The 14,976-nt window shown below is 56.1% G+C and carries 16 protein-coding genes; 3 read left to right on the top strand and 13 right to left on the bottom strand.

Translation table 11 applies throughout. From position 1 onward, the window contains the following. Positions 1 to 637: 637 nt before the first annotated feature. The 11 genes from ACYZT0_RS28045 to ACYZT0_RS27995 form a co-directional block, all read right to left on the bottom strand. On the bottom strand, positions 638 to 1,042 hold the full coding sequence (locus tag ACYZT0_RS28045; protein WP_462043922.1) for a hypothetical protein: 405 nt from the start codon (positions 1,040 to 1,042) through the stop codon (positions 638 to 640). A 122-nt stretch (positions 1,043 to 1,164) separates the two neighbouring features. Next, the gene (locus tag ACYZT0_RS28040; RefSeq protein ID WP_462043921.1) at positions 1,165 to 1,995 is read right to left on the bottom strand and encodes a lipid II-degrading bacteriocin; all 831 of its coding nucleotides are present in this window, start codon (positions 1,993 to 1,995) and stop codon (positions 1,165 to 1,167) included. A gap of 10 nt (positions 1,996 to 2,005) precedes the next feature. Next, positions 2,006 to 2,191, bottom strand: a complete 186-nt coding sequence (locus ACYZT0_RS28035) for a Com family DNA-binding transcriptional regulator (RefSeq protein WP_462043920.1) — start codon at positions 2,189 to 2,191, stop codon at positions 2,006 to 2,008. Between the two features lie 977 nt (positions 2,192 to 3,168). Beyond that, positions 3,169 to 3,432 (bottom strand): hypothetical protein, encoded by a 264-nt coding sequence (locus tag ACYZT0_RS28030; protein WP_462043919.1) that lies wholly within the window; start codon positions 3,430 to 3,432, stop codon positions 3,169 to 3,171. Between the two features lie 93 nt (positions 3,433 to 3,525). After that, positions 3,526 to 4,092: a GNAT family N-acetyltransferase gene (locus ACYZT0_RS28025; RefSeq protein ID WP_462043918.1), complete on the bottom strand. Its 567-nt coding sequence runs from the start codon at positions 4,090 to 4,092 to the stop codon at positions 3,526 to 3,528. 21 nt (positions 4,093 to 4,113) lie between these two features. Continuing rightward, positions 4,114 to 4,884 carry an electron transfer flavoprotein subunit beta gene (etfB, locus tag ACYZT0_RS28020; RefSeq protein WP_462043917.1) on the bottom strand — a complete coding sequence of 257 codons (771 nt, stop codon included), beginning with the start codon at positions 4,882 to 4,884 and terminating at the stop codon, positions 4,114 to 4,116. Between the two features lie 15 nt (positions 4,885 to 4,899). After that, positions 4,900 to 6,120: an electron transfer flavoprotein subunit alpha gene (gene etfA, locus ACYZT0_RS28015; protein ID WP_462043916.1), complete on the bottom strand. Its 1,221-nt coding sequence runs from the start codon at positions 6,118 to 6,120 to the stop codon at positions 4,900 to 4,902. Continuing rightward, on the bottom strand, positions 6,120 to 8,069 hold the full coding sequence (dgcB, locus tag ACYZT0_RS28010; RefSeq protein ID WP_462043915.1) for a dimethylglycine demethylation protein DgcB: 1,950 nt from the start codon (positions 8,067 to 8,069) through the stop codon (positions 6,120 to 6,122). Before dgcB ends, etfA begins: the two co-directional genes overlap by 1 nt. Before the next feature lie 173 nt (positions 8,070 to 8,242). Beyond that, positions 8,243 to 10,303: a dimethylglycine demethylation protein DgcA gene (dgcA, locus tag ACYZT0_RS28005; protein ID WP_462043914.1), complete on the bottom strand. Its 2,061-nt coding sequence runs from the start codon at positions 10,301 to 10,303 to the stop codon at positions 8,243 to 8,245. 15 nt (positions 10,304 to 10,318) lie between these two features. Next, positions 10,319 to 10,849, bottom strand: a complete 531-nt coding sequence (locus tag ACYZT0_RS28000; protein WP_008033249.1) for a DUF5943 domain-containing protein — start codon at positions 10,847 to 10,849, stop codon at positions 10,319 to 10,321. Positions 10,850 to 10,927: 78 nt separating this feature from the next. Then, on the bottom strand, positions 10,928 to 11,905 hold the full coding sequence (locus ACYZT0_RS27995) for a dipeptidase (RefSeq protein WP_008033250.1): 978 nt from the start codon (positions 11,903 to 11,905) through the stop codon (positions 10,928 to 10,930). A gap of 234 nt (positions 11,906 to 12,139) precedes the next feature. On the opposite strand from ACYZT0_RS27995, the gene ACYZT0_RS27990 reads away from it, so the two are divergent. Beyond that, the gene (locus ACYZT0_RS27990; protein ID WP_462043912.1) at positions 12,140 to 12,541 is read left to right on the top strand and encodes a lysozyme inhibitor LprI family protein; all 402 of its coding nucleotides are present in this window, start codon (positions 12,140 to 12,142) and stop codon (positions 12,539 to 12,541) included. 4 nt (positions 12,542 to 12,545) lie between these two features. Here ACYZT0_RS27990 and ACYZT0_RS27985 read toward each other — a convergent pair whose 3' ends face one another. After that, entirely contained in the window at positions 12,546 to 13,784 is a 1,239-nt protein-coding gene (locus tag ACYZT0_RS27985; protein ID WP_462043911.1) for a type II toxin-antitoxin system HipA family toxin, read from the bottom strand. After that, the gene (locus ACYZT0_RS27980; protein WP_462043910.1) at positions 13,781 to 14,077 is read right to left on the bottom strand and encodes a helix-turn-helix domain-containing protein; all 297 of its coding nucleotides are present in this window, start codon (positions 14,075 to 14,077) and stop codon (positions 13,781 to 13,783) included. Before ACYZT0_RS27980 ends, ACYZT0_RS27985 begins: the two co-directional genes overlap by 4 nt. Positions 14,078 to 14,407: 330 nt before the next feature. Between ACYZT0_RS27980 and ACYZT0_RS27975 the strand changes: the two genes are divergently transcribed. After that, a complete protein-coding gene (locus ACYZT0_RS27975) occupies positions 14,408 to 14,662 on the top strand; it encodes a type II toxin-antitoxin system RelE family toxin (protein WP_462043909.1) in 255 nt (84 codons plus the stop codon). After that, complete coding sequence (locus tag ACYZT0_RS27970) at positions 14,646 to 14,969, top strand: helix-turn-helix domain-containing protein (RefSeq protein ID WP_462043908.1); 324 nt, start codon at positions 14,646 to 14,648, stop codon at positions 14,967 to 14,969. The genes ACYZT0_RS27975 and ACYZT0_RS27970 overlap by 17 nt, the downstream gene beginning before the upstream one ends. Positions 14,970 to 14,976: the final 7 nt, after the last annotated feature.

Below are 14,976 nucleotides of genomic sequence, written 5' to 3'. Positions count from 1 at the left end.
TTCACCCACAGCTAATGGGGACAACTCAGTTTACAGCGAAAAAATTCTCCACAGAAACCGAAGAAAATCCGTGACTTATCCAGAAGCAGGGTTTTGAACTGCGATTGGTTGTTTTTTGATCGAAAGCCTGTAAGGCACGAATTACGTGGCCTGCAGAGGATGGCGAACACCTTATCCACAGAAGCGCCAACAGACTTTGGGGGCAACTTTGCCGGATCTGTGGAAAACCGTTGGAGGCCGCGATAAATCGGGGTTTGCGCGAGGTTTATCAGCTTAAAACGATGATTTGATCGTTTTATGATCACAAGCCTGATAAGCCCGTTTTGTATGGCCTGTAGAGGACAGCAAACATCTTATCCACAGATGCGCTAACAGAGATTGGGGGCAAGTATTGGCTCGTGTGAAAAGTTATCCTCAGGAAAAAGCGTGAAAAAACCGCAACTTAGACTGGTTGTTTATTGTACAAAGGGTGGCAGGCCTTGATTTGTATGGGGTGTGGCGAGCGGCGAACATGTTATCCACAGAAGCGCTAACAGGGATTGGGGGTAAATTCGAACCAACGACCAAAAAAACCAAATGACTGGGTTAGCGCCTTTCGGAAAATACACATCTTGGATACACCGTCATTCACGATGGGTTACGGACGTTTTGGGGCAGCAGTCGTTACTAAACAAATAACACCAATATAAAGGCTGATACCCGAGACTCCAGATATCGTTCCTAGTACAAACGATACAATCACAAAAATACCCATGAACGAGGCAAGTAAAAGAAAGATGTTTGATACAAAAAAAATAGACAGTTTTATGCCAAATGAGTTTGACTTTATTTTAGCTGCTACAAACATTCCCAGCCCTGAGAACACGATGGCCAAAAAGCCCACGACTTGCAGAGCTACCGTGTAAATGGTAACTACAGGCAACCCTCTCGTATCAAAAAGGTCATCCGGGTTCTCTGGAGTGCCAACTCCAGCAGACAACAAGCAAAACCAGGCACCAATGAACAATAAATTTGCAATTAACAAACGTTGATACTGGCGCATGAATAGTTTCCTTCCGAAGAAATCTTGATTGGCCGCCAGTGCATGCACGACCAAATTACACATAACAAAACCGATAAACTTTCAGGCCATGACACTTAGTCACAAGCTTTTATGCTAGCAGACTAACGTTCAATGAAGATCAAAGCTGTGCCTTGAATAGCGATTTCATACGGTTTAGCATTCAAATATTTTTCTACTGCGGCAAGTACGCTGGTCGCATTCTCACCCACCGAACTTCGAAACGTACTTGGATTCGCATCATAGATATCATTGTAAGCTCTTGCACCACCTTGAAAGAACAACTTACCGTTGTCTTGCTTAATTATAGTTCCTTCGATTTTTAGAGTAATATTACCGAGCCAAGATGCAGTCATCCAAGAGTCCGACGAGGTATTGTAAGGCACTTTATCCAAGGCGATTACAGTTCGTCCAACAGGTGCAGTAGCTAACGCGTTTTCCAGCATAGGAATTGATGTTCTAGATAGGTTTAGACCTAGACTATTGATGTTGGTCTCGGCAGCAGCTCCGTTTCCATAAAGAAAATGTCCAAGCGCGGCGACTGGAGTTAGCGCACCGCCAGAAAGGCCGGTAGACTCGGGAACAGAACCCGCTTTAAAGTTACGTGACGTATAGTTCAACGCTTGAGCCGGTGACATATTTGGATTCAAGCAAATGTAGTTATCAGCAAAAGGGATCGACTGCATGTCACGCACAATGGATGTGACAAGGCCTACAGCAACCCCATTTCTAATAGAAGCTTGTTGTTCATTAGTGATCTTTACAATCATCTCTCGCCACAGACCTTGGCTGTAGAGTTCGTTTCGCTCTTGTTGCTGGGCAATAAAAACCATTGCCGGATTAGGCGCCGGCCAAGCACCGCCTGGTGCCATCGGGCTATAGCCAGGCGCGGTTGCAGTAACCTTCAGGGGAGGAAGTACGATTCCATTGTTCATCTGTTATTTCCTACGAAATTATAAGTTTTTGCGCAGCAGGTGCTGCATGTAATTCGCTCGTAGGCGATTGTTCGAGGCTCGGGACCTTCACATGATTCAACGTGCCACATCGGGAACATTTGATCTGGAACTCGGTACACCCACCGACTCTGGCTAAAAGCCGATTACAATTACCACATCTGCAGTCTTTCAACATTTGTAAAGCCTTTTGGTTGAGTGACCCTCCTCATAGTTGAGCGCCGAACACCGGAGAGCCACACAAAATACTGCTGCTTAGATTCTCACTCTGTAACAGCGGACGAAAAAAATATATCTCAACGAAAACAATTGAACAAGATCACGACTATTCAGTTGAGCGGCCTACTCCTGAGCCTTGTAGGACGTCCTAAGATTGAATTTAAACGGCGACAGGTCCTGCCAAAATCGGAGCAACCTACTGATATATAAACAAGACTGTCCAAATAGATCGGAATAAAACGCGCGAACATTGCAACCGATAAACGCCTTAAGGCACCCCCGACAGGAAAGGCCTTACACCAATAATAAAATAAGCTTACAGATAATATTCTATTTGCCCACGAAAATAATTCAATCTAATGCTAGATCCTGTTGAAACACGACTGGCCCGAGTCGATATCCAGTTTCAACTCATAGTCATCGAATGCACGCCACCCAAGCAAAAGCGAAGGCACGTACTGACCCAGCAATAACGATGGCGGGATCGTAAAGCCCGGGTAGTAGTTGCAGGTGATCAATTGGATATTTCCCGACAGACTCAATTCACCCTTGAAGGTTTGGGAACGCGGTTTATCGGAGACATGGTGAGAGTCGGTTAACAACGTGATCCCCATCCGCTTCGCGGTTTCGTCGTTAACCCGGGTTTGAGGCGCGCCGGTGTCCAGGATAAATCGTGACGAGACACCATTTGCCGCTTTGACATCGATCTAGGGCAGTACCTCGTCAGTGACGTGAATGTCACTGGGGTAGGGTTGAATCGCCAGCACTTCGTGCCGCTTGGTTCTTTCCACCGAAAAATCGCCGACGGCCCGCAGAGTCGCGATCGACTCAGTGCCGAACATGGAAAATAGTGCGTTGAGCTCGGGGTCCTTCGCGATGGCCTGAGCATGGCGCCGCTTGATCGCCAGGTAGTATTCGGGAAGCTGGTTTGCGGTTTTAGCCTCGAACGGCGAAAACGGACACTGAACAATTGAGATTTTTTTCAGCGCCCAACACCTTGTCGCATTGCTGCTTCATCTGCGTCAAGGTCGCTTTTTGTCCCTGTTCAGACTCCAACCATTTGTAGAAATCCGGAGCTGCCTGCCTAGTTTCAGCCATCGAACTTGTAGCTGCACACATACAAAATGCAAACAGCATCAGAGACGACTTTAAATTCACGCCGCCGATCAGACATGTCTCACGCCGACTGACCGTTTTCATGTTCAACCCATTCTTGAAAACGAGTTTTATGAACTAGCGCTGCTGCAACCCCGCCCAGCTCATACAAGCCAGCTCATAGAAAAATGTAGCTCATCAGGGCCGATACATCAGATAAGCCTCACCCGTGACCCGAATCATCGGATGCGGTGTGATTTGGCAGGTATCGACGATACGAAAGCCATGTCGCTCGTAAAACCGGCGGGCGCCGGTGTTCACGGCGTAGTCGATCAGGCTCAAGCCATTGAGCCCAAGCTGGTTGGCACGGTCGTAGGCGTAGGCGAGGAATTGCTTGCCCAGGCCTTGATTTCGCCAGCCTTCATGAAGCGCCAGGCTGGAAATATAGAGGGTGTCGGGGATTTCCATCCTGGCATACGGCGCCAGGACCGGATCGGTCACGGGAGCCGCCAGCGGATCGTGACGCATCACATAGCTGTGCATCATGCCAATGACGTTTCCCCCTGCTTCGGCAATGAGGCAGTTCTGCCAGGAAAAATCCACGTCTTCACGAGCGTACCGACTGGCGCCCACATCCAGCAAGTCCTGGCCGGGCTGCGCCAGTTGGCTCCAGATGTAATCCGCAGCGCCTTCTGATGAAATCTGAAACAAACGAGCAATCTCCCGCGCATCCGCGCGCAGGGCCGAACGAAATTCAACTGCCATTTAGCTGACTCCACAGGACTGTTAGCGAACGACGCCTTCCTCAATCAACAACGTGAGAATCGCCTCAGCCCCAGCTTCCGCGCTCAACCCTTTAAGCACCTGCCCGCCCCCGCCACTGGCCTTGGCCGTCGCGGCTTTCATACGGTCCGCGCCACTTTTGGCCTTGATCACCTTCAAGCGTTTAGGCCGTGGCTTGGCCGGTTGCAGGGTGGCGACCGCCAGCAGTTCATCGTCGATCACTTCGACTTCATCCGCCTGCAACACCCCGCGTCGGGCCGGGCCGTAAGCGCTCTGCCGAGGTTTCGGCGCAGCGTTATCCACCGTCGCGAGAAACGGTAACCGCACTTTCAATCGACGACGCTGACCGCGTGGCAAGGCTTGCAGTACCAGCGCCGAACTACCGTCGATGGATTCAACTTGAGCCAGCCCTACGACGAGCGGCCAGCCCAGATTTTCCGCCAGTAGAAACGGCAACATGCCCGAGCCTTCACCGGTTTCCGCCTGACTTCCGGTCAGCACGACCTGAGCTCCGGCGTCACGCAAATACGCGGTCAATGCCGGCAGTGCATCGGCGCCTGAAGGTTGCTCAAGCACATGCAACTGCTCCAGGCCCATGCCCAGATACGCACGCAGTGCAGGTTCTGCGACGTCACCGGCATGCAGCACTTGCAGGTTATCCCCAGCCAGTTGCAGACCCAGTTCCACCGCTCGCGCATCCTGCTCAGCGCGACGTGGCCGGCCGGAAGTCGGGTGGGCGCCGATGGACACCAGGCTGATGATTTTCGTGCTCATAACCCTTTCCTTTCCTTAAGCCGCATCGCGCTTGGCTTCATTGCGGTAAGCCTCTACCGCATCGATCAAGGCTTGAAGAATCTCGGCGCTCTCGCCGATCACCGACAGGTCGGCACGTTTGATCATGTCGCAGCCAGGATCGAGGTTGATCGCCACCACCTTGTCGCAGGCACCGATGCCTTGCAGATGCTGGATCGCCCCGGAAATCCCCACCGCCACGTAGACCCTTGCGGTAACCCAGGTGCCGGACGCACCGACCTGACGGTCGCGCGCCATGAAGCCATCGTCCACTGCCACACGAGACGCGCCTTCGGTAGCGCCCAACGCTTCGGCCGTCCTGTGGAAAAGTCCCCAGTCCTTGACCCCGTTGCCGCCGGAGAAGATGAATTCGGCTTCGGCCATCGGAATCGCCGCCGGGTCCACTGCCACGGCGCCCAAATCTTCGATGCGCGAGAGACTGCGGGCAACCGCTGTGGATAACTCCACCGGCAAAGCTTCGTGACGGGTTTCGCTAACCGGTTCGGCGCATTCGACGGCGGCGAGAATCAAGCGAGCGACCGGGCGCGCCAAGTCCTGCAAACCCGCACCGGCGCGGCCGATGCATTCCTGATCCTTGACTTGCCAGACCCGCGTGGCCGGGCGTTCGCCCAGTGCAGCGGCAAAACGTCGACCCAGTTCACCACCGCCACTGCGGCTGTCCGGCAGCAACCAGTGGCGCGGGTTGAACTGGTTATCCACAGCCCGCAGGCCCTGGACTCTTTGTTCCGGTGCATAACCGCTGAATTCGTCGCCATCCAGCACCAGCAAGCGATCGACGCCAGCAGTGGCGAAAGCGTTTTCTTTGTGTTCGCCGAAGACCACGGCCAACACCGCGCCGTCCTTGCCAGCCAACTGATGAGCCAGACCGAGCAAGTCGCGGTCGTGGCTGCTCAAGCGGCCGCCGACCATGTCCGGCACCACGCTGATGTAAAACGCAGGTGCAGGCACTTGATGCAGCGGCAATTGCACTTCAACCGCGGCCGAGCGTTTGCTCGCCCCGCCCTGTTGTGCACCGCTGCGGTCGATCCGTTTGATGCCGTTGGGACCGATAAAACCGATGCCATGGGGATTCTTGCGGATGACGCCACTAGGCCCCATCCAGCTGTGTTGCGCCGGTTGCATGGCCGCGTGCAGCGGGTGCAGGCGGTTGCGGGCGATCCATTCGGCGCGTGGGTCGCGGCGGATAATGTCGCTCATCAGTGGGCCTCCGCAGGTTCACGTTGGACCGGTGTGGTCGGCTTACTTGGCGCAGCGTCTTCGAGCAACGCGTCCGCCACCAGTTCGGCGATGTCCTTGATCAGCGGCCGGGGTTCGACCACGCCCTCGAGCATCGCGGTGCATTGTGGACAACCCACGGCCACCAGTTCGGCGCCGGTTTCGCGGATGTCTTCCATGCGCATGTCGGGGATCCGCTGCTTGCCCGGAATGTCGGTAATCGGCGCACCGCCGCCACCGCCGCAGCAGCGCGAGCGGAAACCGGAGCGTTGCATTTCCTTGATCTCGATCCCGAGGGCGCGCAGTACTTCACGCGGTGCCTCGTATTCGCCGTTGTAACGGCCGAGGTAGCACGGGTCGTGATAGGTGACGCTGCTGCCTTTGTGCTGGCCGAGACTCAGGGCGCCAGCGCCGATGATTTCGGCCATGTAGGTGCTGTGGTGCTGCACGAGGTAGTTGCCGTCGAAGTCGCCGTACTCGTTTTTCAACACGTGGAAGCTGTGCGGGTCGCAGGTGACGATGCGGTTGAAGCTGTACTTGGCCAGGGTCTGGATGTTGCGTTTAGCCAACAACTGGAAAGTCGCTTCGTCGCCCAGACGTCGGGCCACGTCGCCACTATCACGCTCTTCAAGACCGAGCACCGCGAAGTCGACCTTGGCCGCTTTCAGCACTTTGACGAAGGCGCGCAAGGTGCGCTGGTTACGCATGTCGAAGGCACCGTCGCCGACCCAGAACAGCACGTCGACAGATTTCTTCTCGCTGAGCAGGTTCAGGTTCAAGTCCGCCGCCCAGTTCATCCGTCCGCCCGGCGCGAAACCGCCAGGGTTGTCGGTGGCGATCAGATTTTCGAGGACTTCGGCGCCCTTGTTCGGGGTTGCGCCTTTTTCCAGGGTCAGGTGGCGGCGCATGTCGACGATGGCGTCGACGTGCTCGATCATCATCGGGCACTCCTCGACGCAAGCACGGCAGGTGGTGCAGGACCACAAGGTTTCAGCGTCCACCAGACCGTTGACGATCGGTTGATGCGGGTTGCCGGCGTGCTCGCCGATTGGCTTCCCAGGATACGGGCTGCCAGCGAACTTGGCATCAGTGCCACCGGCAAGGCCGACCACCATGTCTTGAATCAGTTTTTTCGGGTTCAGCGGCTGGCCAGCGGCGAACGCCGGGCACGCAGCTTCGCACTTACCGCACTGCACGCAGGCGTCGAAGCCGAGCAGTTGGTTCCAGGTGAAATCCTTGGGTTTCTCCACGCCCAGTGGCGCGGTCGGATCGTTCAGGTCCAGCGGTTTCAAACCAGTGGAACGACCACCACCAAAACGTTCGGCGCGACGGTGCCAGGCCAGGTGCAGGGCACCGGCGAAGGCGTGCTTCATTGGCCCGCCCCAGGTCATGCCGAAGAACAGTTCGCTAACGCCCCACAGCACGCCGACGCCGAGGATCGCAGCCACCACCCAGCCGCCGAAGTTTTCCGGAAGGATGCCCGCCACCGGCAGGGTCAACAGGAAAAAGCTCGCAGAGAACGCCAACAGGCTTTTCGGCAGGCGCATCCATGGCCCTTTGGACAGGCGAGCCGGTGGGTTGCGACGACGCAGAAACATGAAAATCGCACCGACGAACATCACCGCCGAAGCAATCAACAGGGCAACACCGAGAATGCGACTGTGCAGGCCGAAACCGTGAACCAGTATCGCCAGCACCATCGACGCCACCGCACCACCCGCCGTAGCGACGTGAGTGTTGGCGATGTATTTGTCCCGCGCGACGACATGGTGCAAGTCGACCATGTAGCGCTTGGGCATGGCGAACAGGCCGCCGATCAGGTCGACTTTCGAAGCTCGACCTCGGCGCCACATAGCCACCCGCCGCAACGCGCCCAGGACAGCGAGTCCGGTGGCTGCGAACAACAGGATTGGAAGAAGGGTGTTCAACATGTGGAGCTCCCAAAGACCTCGGGGTCTTGCAGGCCAAACTACCTGGATGCCTTGCTCGATTCCCTGTAGGAGCAGAGCTTGCTCGCGAAGGCGATGGATCAGTCGACATCAATGTTGAATGTCAGTACGCCTTCGCGGGCAAGCCTCGCTCCCACAGGGTTATCCACAAGCTCTTAGAAATCCTTGCACAACCGCAGGGCGTCGTAGATCGCCGCGTGGGTGTTGCGCTGCGCCACGCAGTCGCCGATGCGGAACAGCAAGTAGCCGTCACCCGGTTGGCTCAGCGTAGGTTGCGGCTTGATCGCGAACAAAGCTTCGATATCCATCTGGCCTTTGTTGCGCGAGCCTTCCTTCAGGGCGTAGTAGATTTCTTCGTCCGGACGCACGCCGTTTTCGACGACCACCTGATCCACCACCCGCTCCTCTTTGGCGCCGGTGTATTCGTTTTCCAGTACCGCCACCAGCTTGTCGCCTTCGCGGTAGACCTTCTCCAGCATCATGTCCCCGGTCATGATCACTTCTTTGGGGTACATGCTGCGGTAGTACGTCGGAAACGATGTGCCGCCAATCGCCACGCCCGGTTTGATGTCGTCAGTGACGATCTCGACCTGGCTGCCCTTGTCGGCGAGGAAGTCAGCGGTCGACATCCCGGTGAATTCGCAAATGGTGTCGTAGACCAGCACGTTCTTGCCCGGTGCGACCTTGCCATCGAGGATGTCCCAGCTGCTGACCACCAGGCCTTCAGCCGCGCCCCAATGTTCGTTCTGCTCCAGGAATGGATGACCGCCGACGGCGAGCACCACCACGTCCGGACGCAGGTCCAGAATAGCTGCCGCATCGGCCGCCACGCCCAGGCGCAGGTCGACTTTCAAACGCGCCAGCTCAAGCTGGAACCAGCGAGTGATACCGGCAATCTGGTCACGCTGTGGCGCTTTCGAGGCAGTGGTGATCTGCCCGCCGATGAATTCTTTCTTCTCGAACAGGGTCACGTCGTGGCCACGTTCGGCCGACACGCGAGCCGCTTCCATCCCGGCAGGACCGGCACCGACCACCACAACTTTGCGCTTCACACCGGTCGATTTCTCGATGATGTGCGGCACGCCCATGTATTCACGGGAGGTTGCAGCGTTCTGGATGCATAGGACGTCCAGGCCCTGGTACTGACGGTCGATGCAGTAGTTGGCGCCGACGCATTGTCTGATCTGGTCGACCTGACCCATTTTGATCTTGGCGATCAGGTGCGGGTCGGCGATGTGGGCGCGGGTCATGCCGACCATGTCCACGTAGCCGCCTTCCAGAATACGGGTCGCCTGGTTCGGGTCCTTGATGTTCTGCGCGTGCAAAACAGGGGCCTTGACCACTTCTTTGATACCGGCGGCCAAATGCAGGAACGGCTCCGGTGGATAACTCATGTTCGGGATAACGTTGGCCAGGGTGTTGTGGGTGTCGCAACCCGAACCCACCACGCCGATGAAGTCGACCATGCCGGTGTCGTCGTAGTACTTGGCGATCTGCTTCATGTCCTCGTGGGACAAACCGTCCGGGTGGAACTCGTCACCGCACAGACGGATGCCGACGCAGAAATCCGGGCCGACTTCGGCCCGCACAGCCTTCAATACTTCCAGGCCAAAACGCATGCGGTTTTCGAAGCTGCCGCCCCATTCGTCGGTACGTTTGTTGACGCGCGGGCTCCAGAACTGGTCGATCATGTGCTGGTGCACGGCCGACAGTTCGACGCCGTCCAGGCCACCGGCCTTGGCGCGGCCAGCCGCGGTGGCGTAGTTGCCGATCACCCGCCAGATTTCTTCCGGCTCGATGGTTTTGCAGGTCGCACGGTGCACCGGCTCACGGATGCCCGAAGGCGACAGCAGGGTTGGCCAATGCTCGCCGTCCCAACGGGAACGACGGCCCATGTGGGTAATCTGGATCATGATCTTGGCGCCATGCTTGTGCATGGCATCAGCCAGGTTCTGAAAGTGCGGAATGATCCGGTCGTCGGCCAGATTGACCGACTTCCACCAGCCTTGCGGGCTGTCGATGGCCACACTGGAGGAACCGCCGCAAATCGCCAGGCCGATCCCGCCCTTGGCTTTCTCTTCGTAATACTTGACGTACCGGTCGGTGGTCATGCCGCCGTCGGTCGCATAGACCTCGGCGTGCGCAGTGCTGAGCACGCGGTTACGGATGGTCAGTTTGCCGATCTGGATCGGCTGGAACATTGCTTCGAAAGCCATGGCGGGGTCCTCGACTTACAACGGCTTGACGGTGAACAAACCGTCGTCGTGGCCTTCTTCGGAGCCACCGTAGACTTGTTCGGCAACGGTGCGGATCTTGCTGCCGCGAGCTTGCAGAATCTGGTCCATGGCACCGGCAAACCAGCCCGTGAACATGTAGTCGACCTTGCGCCCGACCTTGCCGTACACGTAGACGAACGCCGAGTGTTCGAGCTTGACGCTGGCAGTGCCTTTGTCGAGGTCGATGTCCTGGATCTTGAACAGGCCCCAGCCGCGCTGCGACAGGCGTTTCATGTAGTGCTCGAACACTGCGACGCCTTCCAGGCCGTGACATTCAGCTTCTTTTTCACACCAGTGCCAGGCGGATTTGTAGCCGGCCTTGTAGAGGATTTCGGCGTAGGCGTCGGCGCCCAGCACTTCCTCGATGCCCATGTGGTTGTTGACGAAGAAGTGACGCGGTACGTACAGCATCGGCAGGGCGTCGGAGGTCCAGACACCGGTTTCGCTGTCGACTTCGATTGGCAATTGCGGGGCGATCTTGGCCATGGAAACTTAACTCCAGAAAATTCGTGGTGTTGCCCCCGGCACGAACGGCCGGGGGAAAGGATTCAGAGATGCAGTGGCTTACTCGCCCCAGACGTCCTTCAGGACGTTGACCCAGTTCTCGCCCATGATCTTGCGGACCACGCGCTCGGAATGGCCGCGCTTGAGCAGGGTTTCGGTCAGGTTCGGGAACTCGCCGACGGTGCGGATGCCCAGCGGGTTGATGATCTTGCCGAAACTGGTCAGACGGCGGGCGTAGCCCTTGTCATGGGTCAGGTATTCGAAGAAGTCCTGGCCATGGCCCTGGGTGAAGTCAGTACCGATGCCGATGGCGTCTTCGCCGACGATGTTCATGGTGTATTCGATGGCTTCGGCGTAATCGTCGATGGTCGAATCGATGCCTTTGGCCAGGAATGGCGCAAACATGGTCACACCGACGAAACCGCCGTGATCGGCGATGAACTTCAGTTCTTCATCGGATTTGTTGCGCGGGTGAATTTTCAGACCCGACGGCAGGCAGTGGGAGTAGCAGACCGGCTTCTTGGATTCGAGGATGACTTCTTCGGAGGTTTTGGAGCCGACGTGGGACAGGTCGCACATGACGCCGACGCGGTTCATCTCGGCGACGATTTCGCGACCGAAACCCGACAGGCCGCCATCGCGCTCGTAGCAGCCGGTACCGACCAGGTTTTGGGTGTTGTAGCACATCTGCACAATACCGACGCCCAGCTGCTTGAAGACCTCGACGTAGCCGATCTGGTCTTCGAAGGCGTGAGCATTCTGGAAGCCGAACAGGATGCCGGTCTTGCCCTGCTCCTTGGCCTTGCGAATATCGGCGGTGGTGCGCACTGGAATCACCAGGTCGCTGTTTTCGCGGATCAGCTTCTGGCTGGCGGCGATATTGTTGACGGTGGCCTGGAAGCCCTCCCATACCGACACGGTGCAGTTGGCCGCGGTCAGACCACCCTTGCGCATGTCTTCGAACAGCTCACGGTTCCACTTGGCAATAATCAGACCGTCGATAACGATGCTGTCGGCGTGCAATTCGGCTGGGCTCATCAGGCTGTCCCCTATTAGCGATTCACGCGCCGAATCGTGTGTCGGCGCTTTGGGGCCAGCATATGCCTGAGGGACGGGGTAGCCGGGTGCAAAAACGACAGGGGGTTTGCCGAAAGCGTCAATCTGCGACAAAGGGTCATCGTCGGACGTCATCGGCCACCTGTTCAAGGGCCTTCGCATGGGCCAGAATTCGCGGCATTACTGGATGCTTCACTGATAAGGGGCGGCGACGCAATGAAATCGATCTTCCTGGCGTTAGCACTGATAGCGACCGGCGTACACGCGGCTGAAGAGTCCGACGACAACCCCTGCGACAAAGTCGAAAACGACGTCCAGACCCTGGAATGCTCGGTCTTCAGCAAAAACACCGCCGAACAGCTGCTCAAAGACAACTATCAGGGCCTGACCGAGCGCATGCAGACGGTCTACGGCAAGAGCCCGGCGCAACTGACCGACATCACCGCCAAGCTCAAGGCCGCTCAGCAGCAATGGCTGAAGACCCGGGACGCGGATTGCGCGGTTGAAGCGTTTCCGGCGACAAGTGGTAGCAAGGCATTTACGATTGCGCAGAATGATTGCGTGGCGCGAATGAGTGATGAGCGGTCGGAGTTTTTGGAGTCTATTGGGCAGGAATAAGGCGTTAGAGCGTCTGCCACACTGACTCAAGAACGGTCAGCAGTTTTTTGCTCGCCGCTTTATCGATCTCCAGATCGGCGCAACAGATACTCCACTCGGAAAAAGCATCCAGTGTCTGTTCGATGTAGCGTTCAGGCTCAAGGAAACTGAAAGGTTTGCACACCTCAATAAGAGCCTTGCGTGTGGGTATGCCTTTTCCCGCGAATGCAGTGGTGTGATCGTTGCCACGCCCTGCGGTGCTGGAAAAGGTCAGATCATAGGCTGGTGCCATTTTCCAGCCGACCTTGCCGCCAAAAAAGGAGAAGTTCTTCGCATGATCGTCGTGGTTATGAGCGAGAGCGTTGAAAACCATCAATCGGGCCATTTTCTCGACCTCGGACGCGTCCTTTGTCATTGCCAAGGTCGCTCGCAATAAATCACTGTAATCGAGGCTTGGCGCGCGGAAGTCGGCGTATAGAATCGCCGCAGCGGTAAGCATATGGCGCTTGGAACCGGCTTCTCGATCGAAACGTTTCGTGGCGAAGAATTGCTCTGCGCCCTTGGCGGTTTCTACCTTTAACAGTGTCGACTCGGAAATTTCGACCCCTGCCCTGTGGGCCATCAGGGCATAAGCCCGCTCAATAGCACCGCTATCACGATGTTCCTCTTCGCAGCGAAACTTGATCAACCAGTGCTCATAACCCCTGGGTATTTCACCAAACGACGAAACGGCGCGGTGTTTGTCCGGCGAAAGACCAATTACCGCTTTGGGTCGGGTACCACCGGGTGAACCACCCGCCAGTCGCAGCGAATTGATGACCTCGTCAGCGCTGCCTGAAAGTATCGTTTGTGATGCTTCATAAAGGGCGGCCAGATCGAGGTCTTCGTCTGTTTCAATGGTTTCGAACATCGGCACGTATTCAAGCGCGCCCATGCTTCGATTGCCCATGTAGGCCAGACGATGCAGCGGTCCGATTGCGTGGCGCTCGATTCTCAACTGACTTCGGAAGAATCGATCCATGAGCAGCAATCCCCAGCCATCGGGCAACGAATCGCTGAAGGCACCGTGCAGGCCGTCGAACAGCATCGGATCAGCCGCCCTCTGAGGTTTGACCGAGAATTCCATATGAAACGGCGCAAGATTGAATCCTTTCGCCAACCAGCCCGGATCATAAGAAAAGAACACACCCTGACGAGGAATCGCGACCAGTTCGCCGACACGTGATCCTTGAAGCATAACGCTGAGTGCGTTGACGGATTTCATTGTCGGCCACGAGCCCTTTCGTAGTTTTTCAGTTCTTGAAGCGTCAGCGACTGAGTCGAGGCGAACAAATTTGTCAGCGGCTCCTCTGCCCCCAGGCAAATCGCGATCAACAACAAGCCATCCAGAGAGATCTTGCCGGTGGTTTCAAAGCGCTTGATATTCGACTCGGGGACGCCCGACTTTTGTGCGAGCGTGCGCCGCGAAAAGTTTTTGCTGAGCCTCAGACGCTTGGCATTCCCGGCAATCTGTAAAGCGATCTCTCCGGGGGAGTAGAGAAAATGGGTAAGGGCCATGAGGCGACCTCAAGAGGAGTGTGAGCAAGTGTAGCAATGCAAGCAACCACTTACTTTTAAACGTTTATATTTTGTCCTTTATGATGCAAAAAGACATTTAAAGGTCAATATTTTATCTCTAAAAACCAGAATTTCGGCACAACGACTACCTTGGCCTCAATCTGTCCGAATATCTTTTCCCACATCCCCCTCAGATCAAACCTACAACGCCCCATCCACTGCGGCTTCGCACGCTTTTCTTGAGCAACATACTGACAAATTTCGTTTATTGGCCGCCTGAAAAATATAAGTAAAGATTCGCAAATCTTATAAACGACTTATATTCTCCCCATGAACAACATTCACTGGACTCGAAAGGCCGTTAAGCAGCTTCTGAAATTGCATTCCGCTCATCAGATCCAGGTTCGTGATGCTGTCACGGTGCTTGCTTGCATGCCTGATGTAAGCAACGTCAAAGCACTGGTTGGTCATGACTATGCCTATCGGCTGCGAGTCGGTAACTATCGGGTCATGTTCGACTGGGAAGGCGCAATCAAAGTAGTCAGTATTCAAGAGGTCAAAAAACGCGATGAACGCACCTACTGACGTTCAAATCATCAACGACGCAGACGGAAACCCCGCGTTCGTGGTCATTCCCTACGCGCAATATGTGGCACAGAAAATTGAGCCCGATCTGATCCCTCACGAGGTGGTAAGTCGCATTGTCGACGGGGCAACGCCTATCCGGGCCTGGCGCGAACACCTGAACCTTACCCAGGATGAAGTTGCCAAACGCATGGGCATCTCTCAACCGGCCTTCGCCCAGCAGGAGACTGTCGCCAAGCCGCGCAAGGCGACCCGTGAAAAAATCGCCGCGGCTTTTGGCATCAACACCGATCAACTTGAGCTGTAAGCTGCAT

This window comes from Pseudomonas sp. ZS1P83 (genome assembly GCF_054897825.1).
Note: the sequence above shows the minus strand (reverse complement) of the source record. Positions and strands in the feature narration are given on the sequence as shown.

Excerpts from the sequence above, each read along its gene's own strand:
- ACYZT0_RS28000 (WP_008033249.1), bottom strand. The coding sequence starts at position 10,849 with ATGGCCAAGATCGCCCCGCAATTGCCAATCGAAGTCGACAGCGAAACC.
- ACYZT0_RS27985 (WP_462043911.1), bottom strand. The coding sequence starts at position 13,784 with ATGAAATCCGTCAACGCACTCAGCGTTATGCTTCAAGGATCACGTGTC.
- ACYZT0_RS28045 (WP_462043922.1), bottom strand. The coding sequence starts at position 1,042 with ATGCGCCAGTATCAACGTTTGTTAATTGCAAATTTATTGTTCATTGGT.
- ACYZT0_RS27975 (WP_462043909.1), top strand. The coding sequence starts at position 14,408 with ATGAACAACATTCACTGGACTCGAAAGGCCGTTAAGCAGCTTCTGAAA.
- dgcB (WP_462043915.1), bottom strand. The coding sequence starts at position 8,069 with ATGTTGAACACCCTTCTTCCAATCCTGTTGTTCGCAGCCACCGGACTC.
- ACYZT0_RS27980 (WP_462043910.1), bottom strand. The coding sequence starts at position 14,077 with ATGGCCCTTACCCATTTTCTCTACTCCCCCGGAGAGATCGCTTTACAG.
- dgcA (WP_462043914.1), bottom strand. The coding sequence starts at position 10,303 with ATGGCTTTCGAAGCAATGTTCCAGCCGATCCAGATCGGCAAACTGACC.
- ACYZT0_RS28025 (WP_462043918.1), bottom strand. The coding sequence starts at position 4,092 with ATGGCAGTTGAATTTCGTTCGGCCCTGCGCGCGGATGCGCGGGAGATT.
- ACYZT0_RS27990 (WP_462043912.1), top strand. The coding sequence starts at position 12,140 with ATGAAATCGATCTTCCTGGCGTTAGCACTGATAGCGACCGGCGTACAC.
- ACYZT0_RS28030 (WP_462043919.1), bottom strand. The coding sequence starts at position 3,432 with ATGAAAACGGTCAGTCGGCGTGAGACATGTCTGATCGGCGGCGTGAAT.
- ACYZT0_RS27995 (WP_008033250.1), bottom strand. The coding sequence starts at position 11,905 with ATGAGCCCAGCCGAATTGCACGCCGACAGCATCGTTATCGACGGTCTG.
- etfB (WP_462043917.1), bottom strand. The coding sequence starts at position 4,884 with ATGAGCACGAAAATCATCAGCCTGGTGTCCATCGGCGCCCACCCGACT.
- etfA (WP_462043916.1), bottom strand. The coding sequence starts at position 6,120 with ATGAGCGACATTATCCGCCGCGACCCACGCGCCGAATGGATCGCCCGC.
- ACYZT0_RS27970 (WP_462043908.1), top strand. The coding sequence starts at position 14,646 with ATGAACGCACCTACTGACGTTCAAATCATCAACGACGCAGACGGAAAC.
- ACYZT0_RS28040 (WP_462043921.1), bottom strand. The coding sequence starts at position 1,995 with ATGAACAATGGAATCGTACTTCCTCCCCTGAAGGTTACTGCAACCGCG.
- ACYZT0_RS28035 (WP_462043920.1), bottom strand. The coding sequence starts at position 2,191 with ATGTTGAAAGACTGCAGATGTGGTAATTGTAATCGGCTTTTAGCCAGA.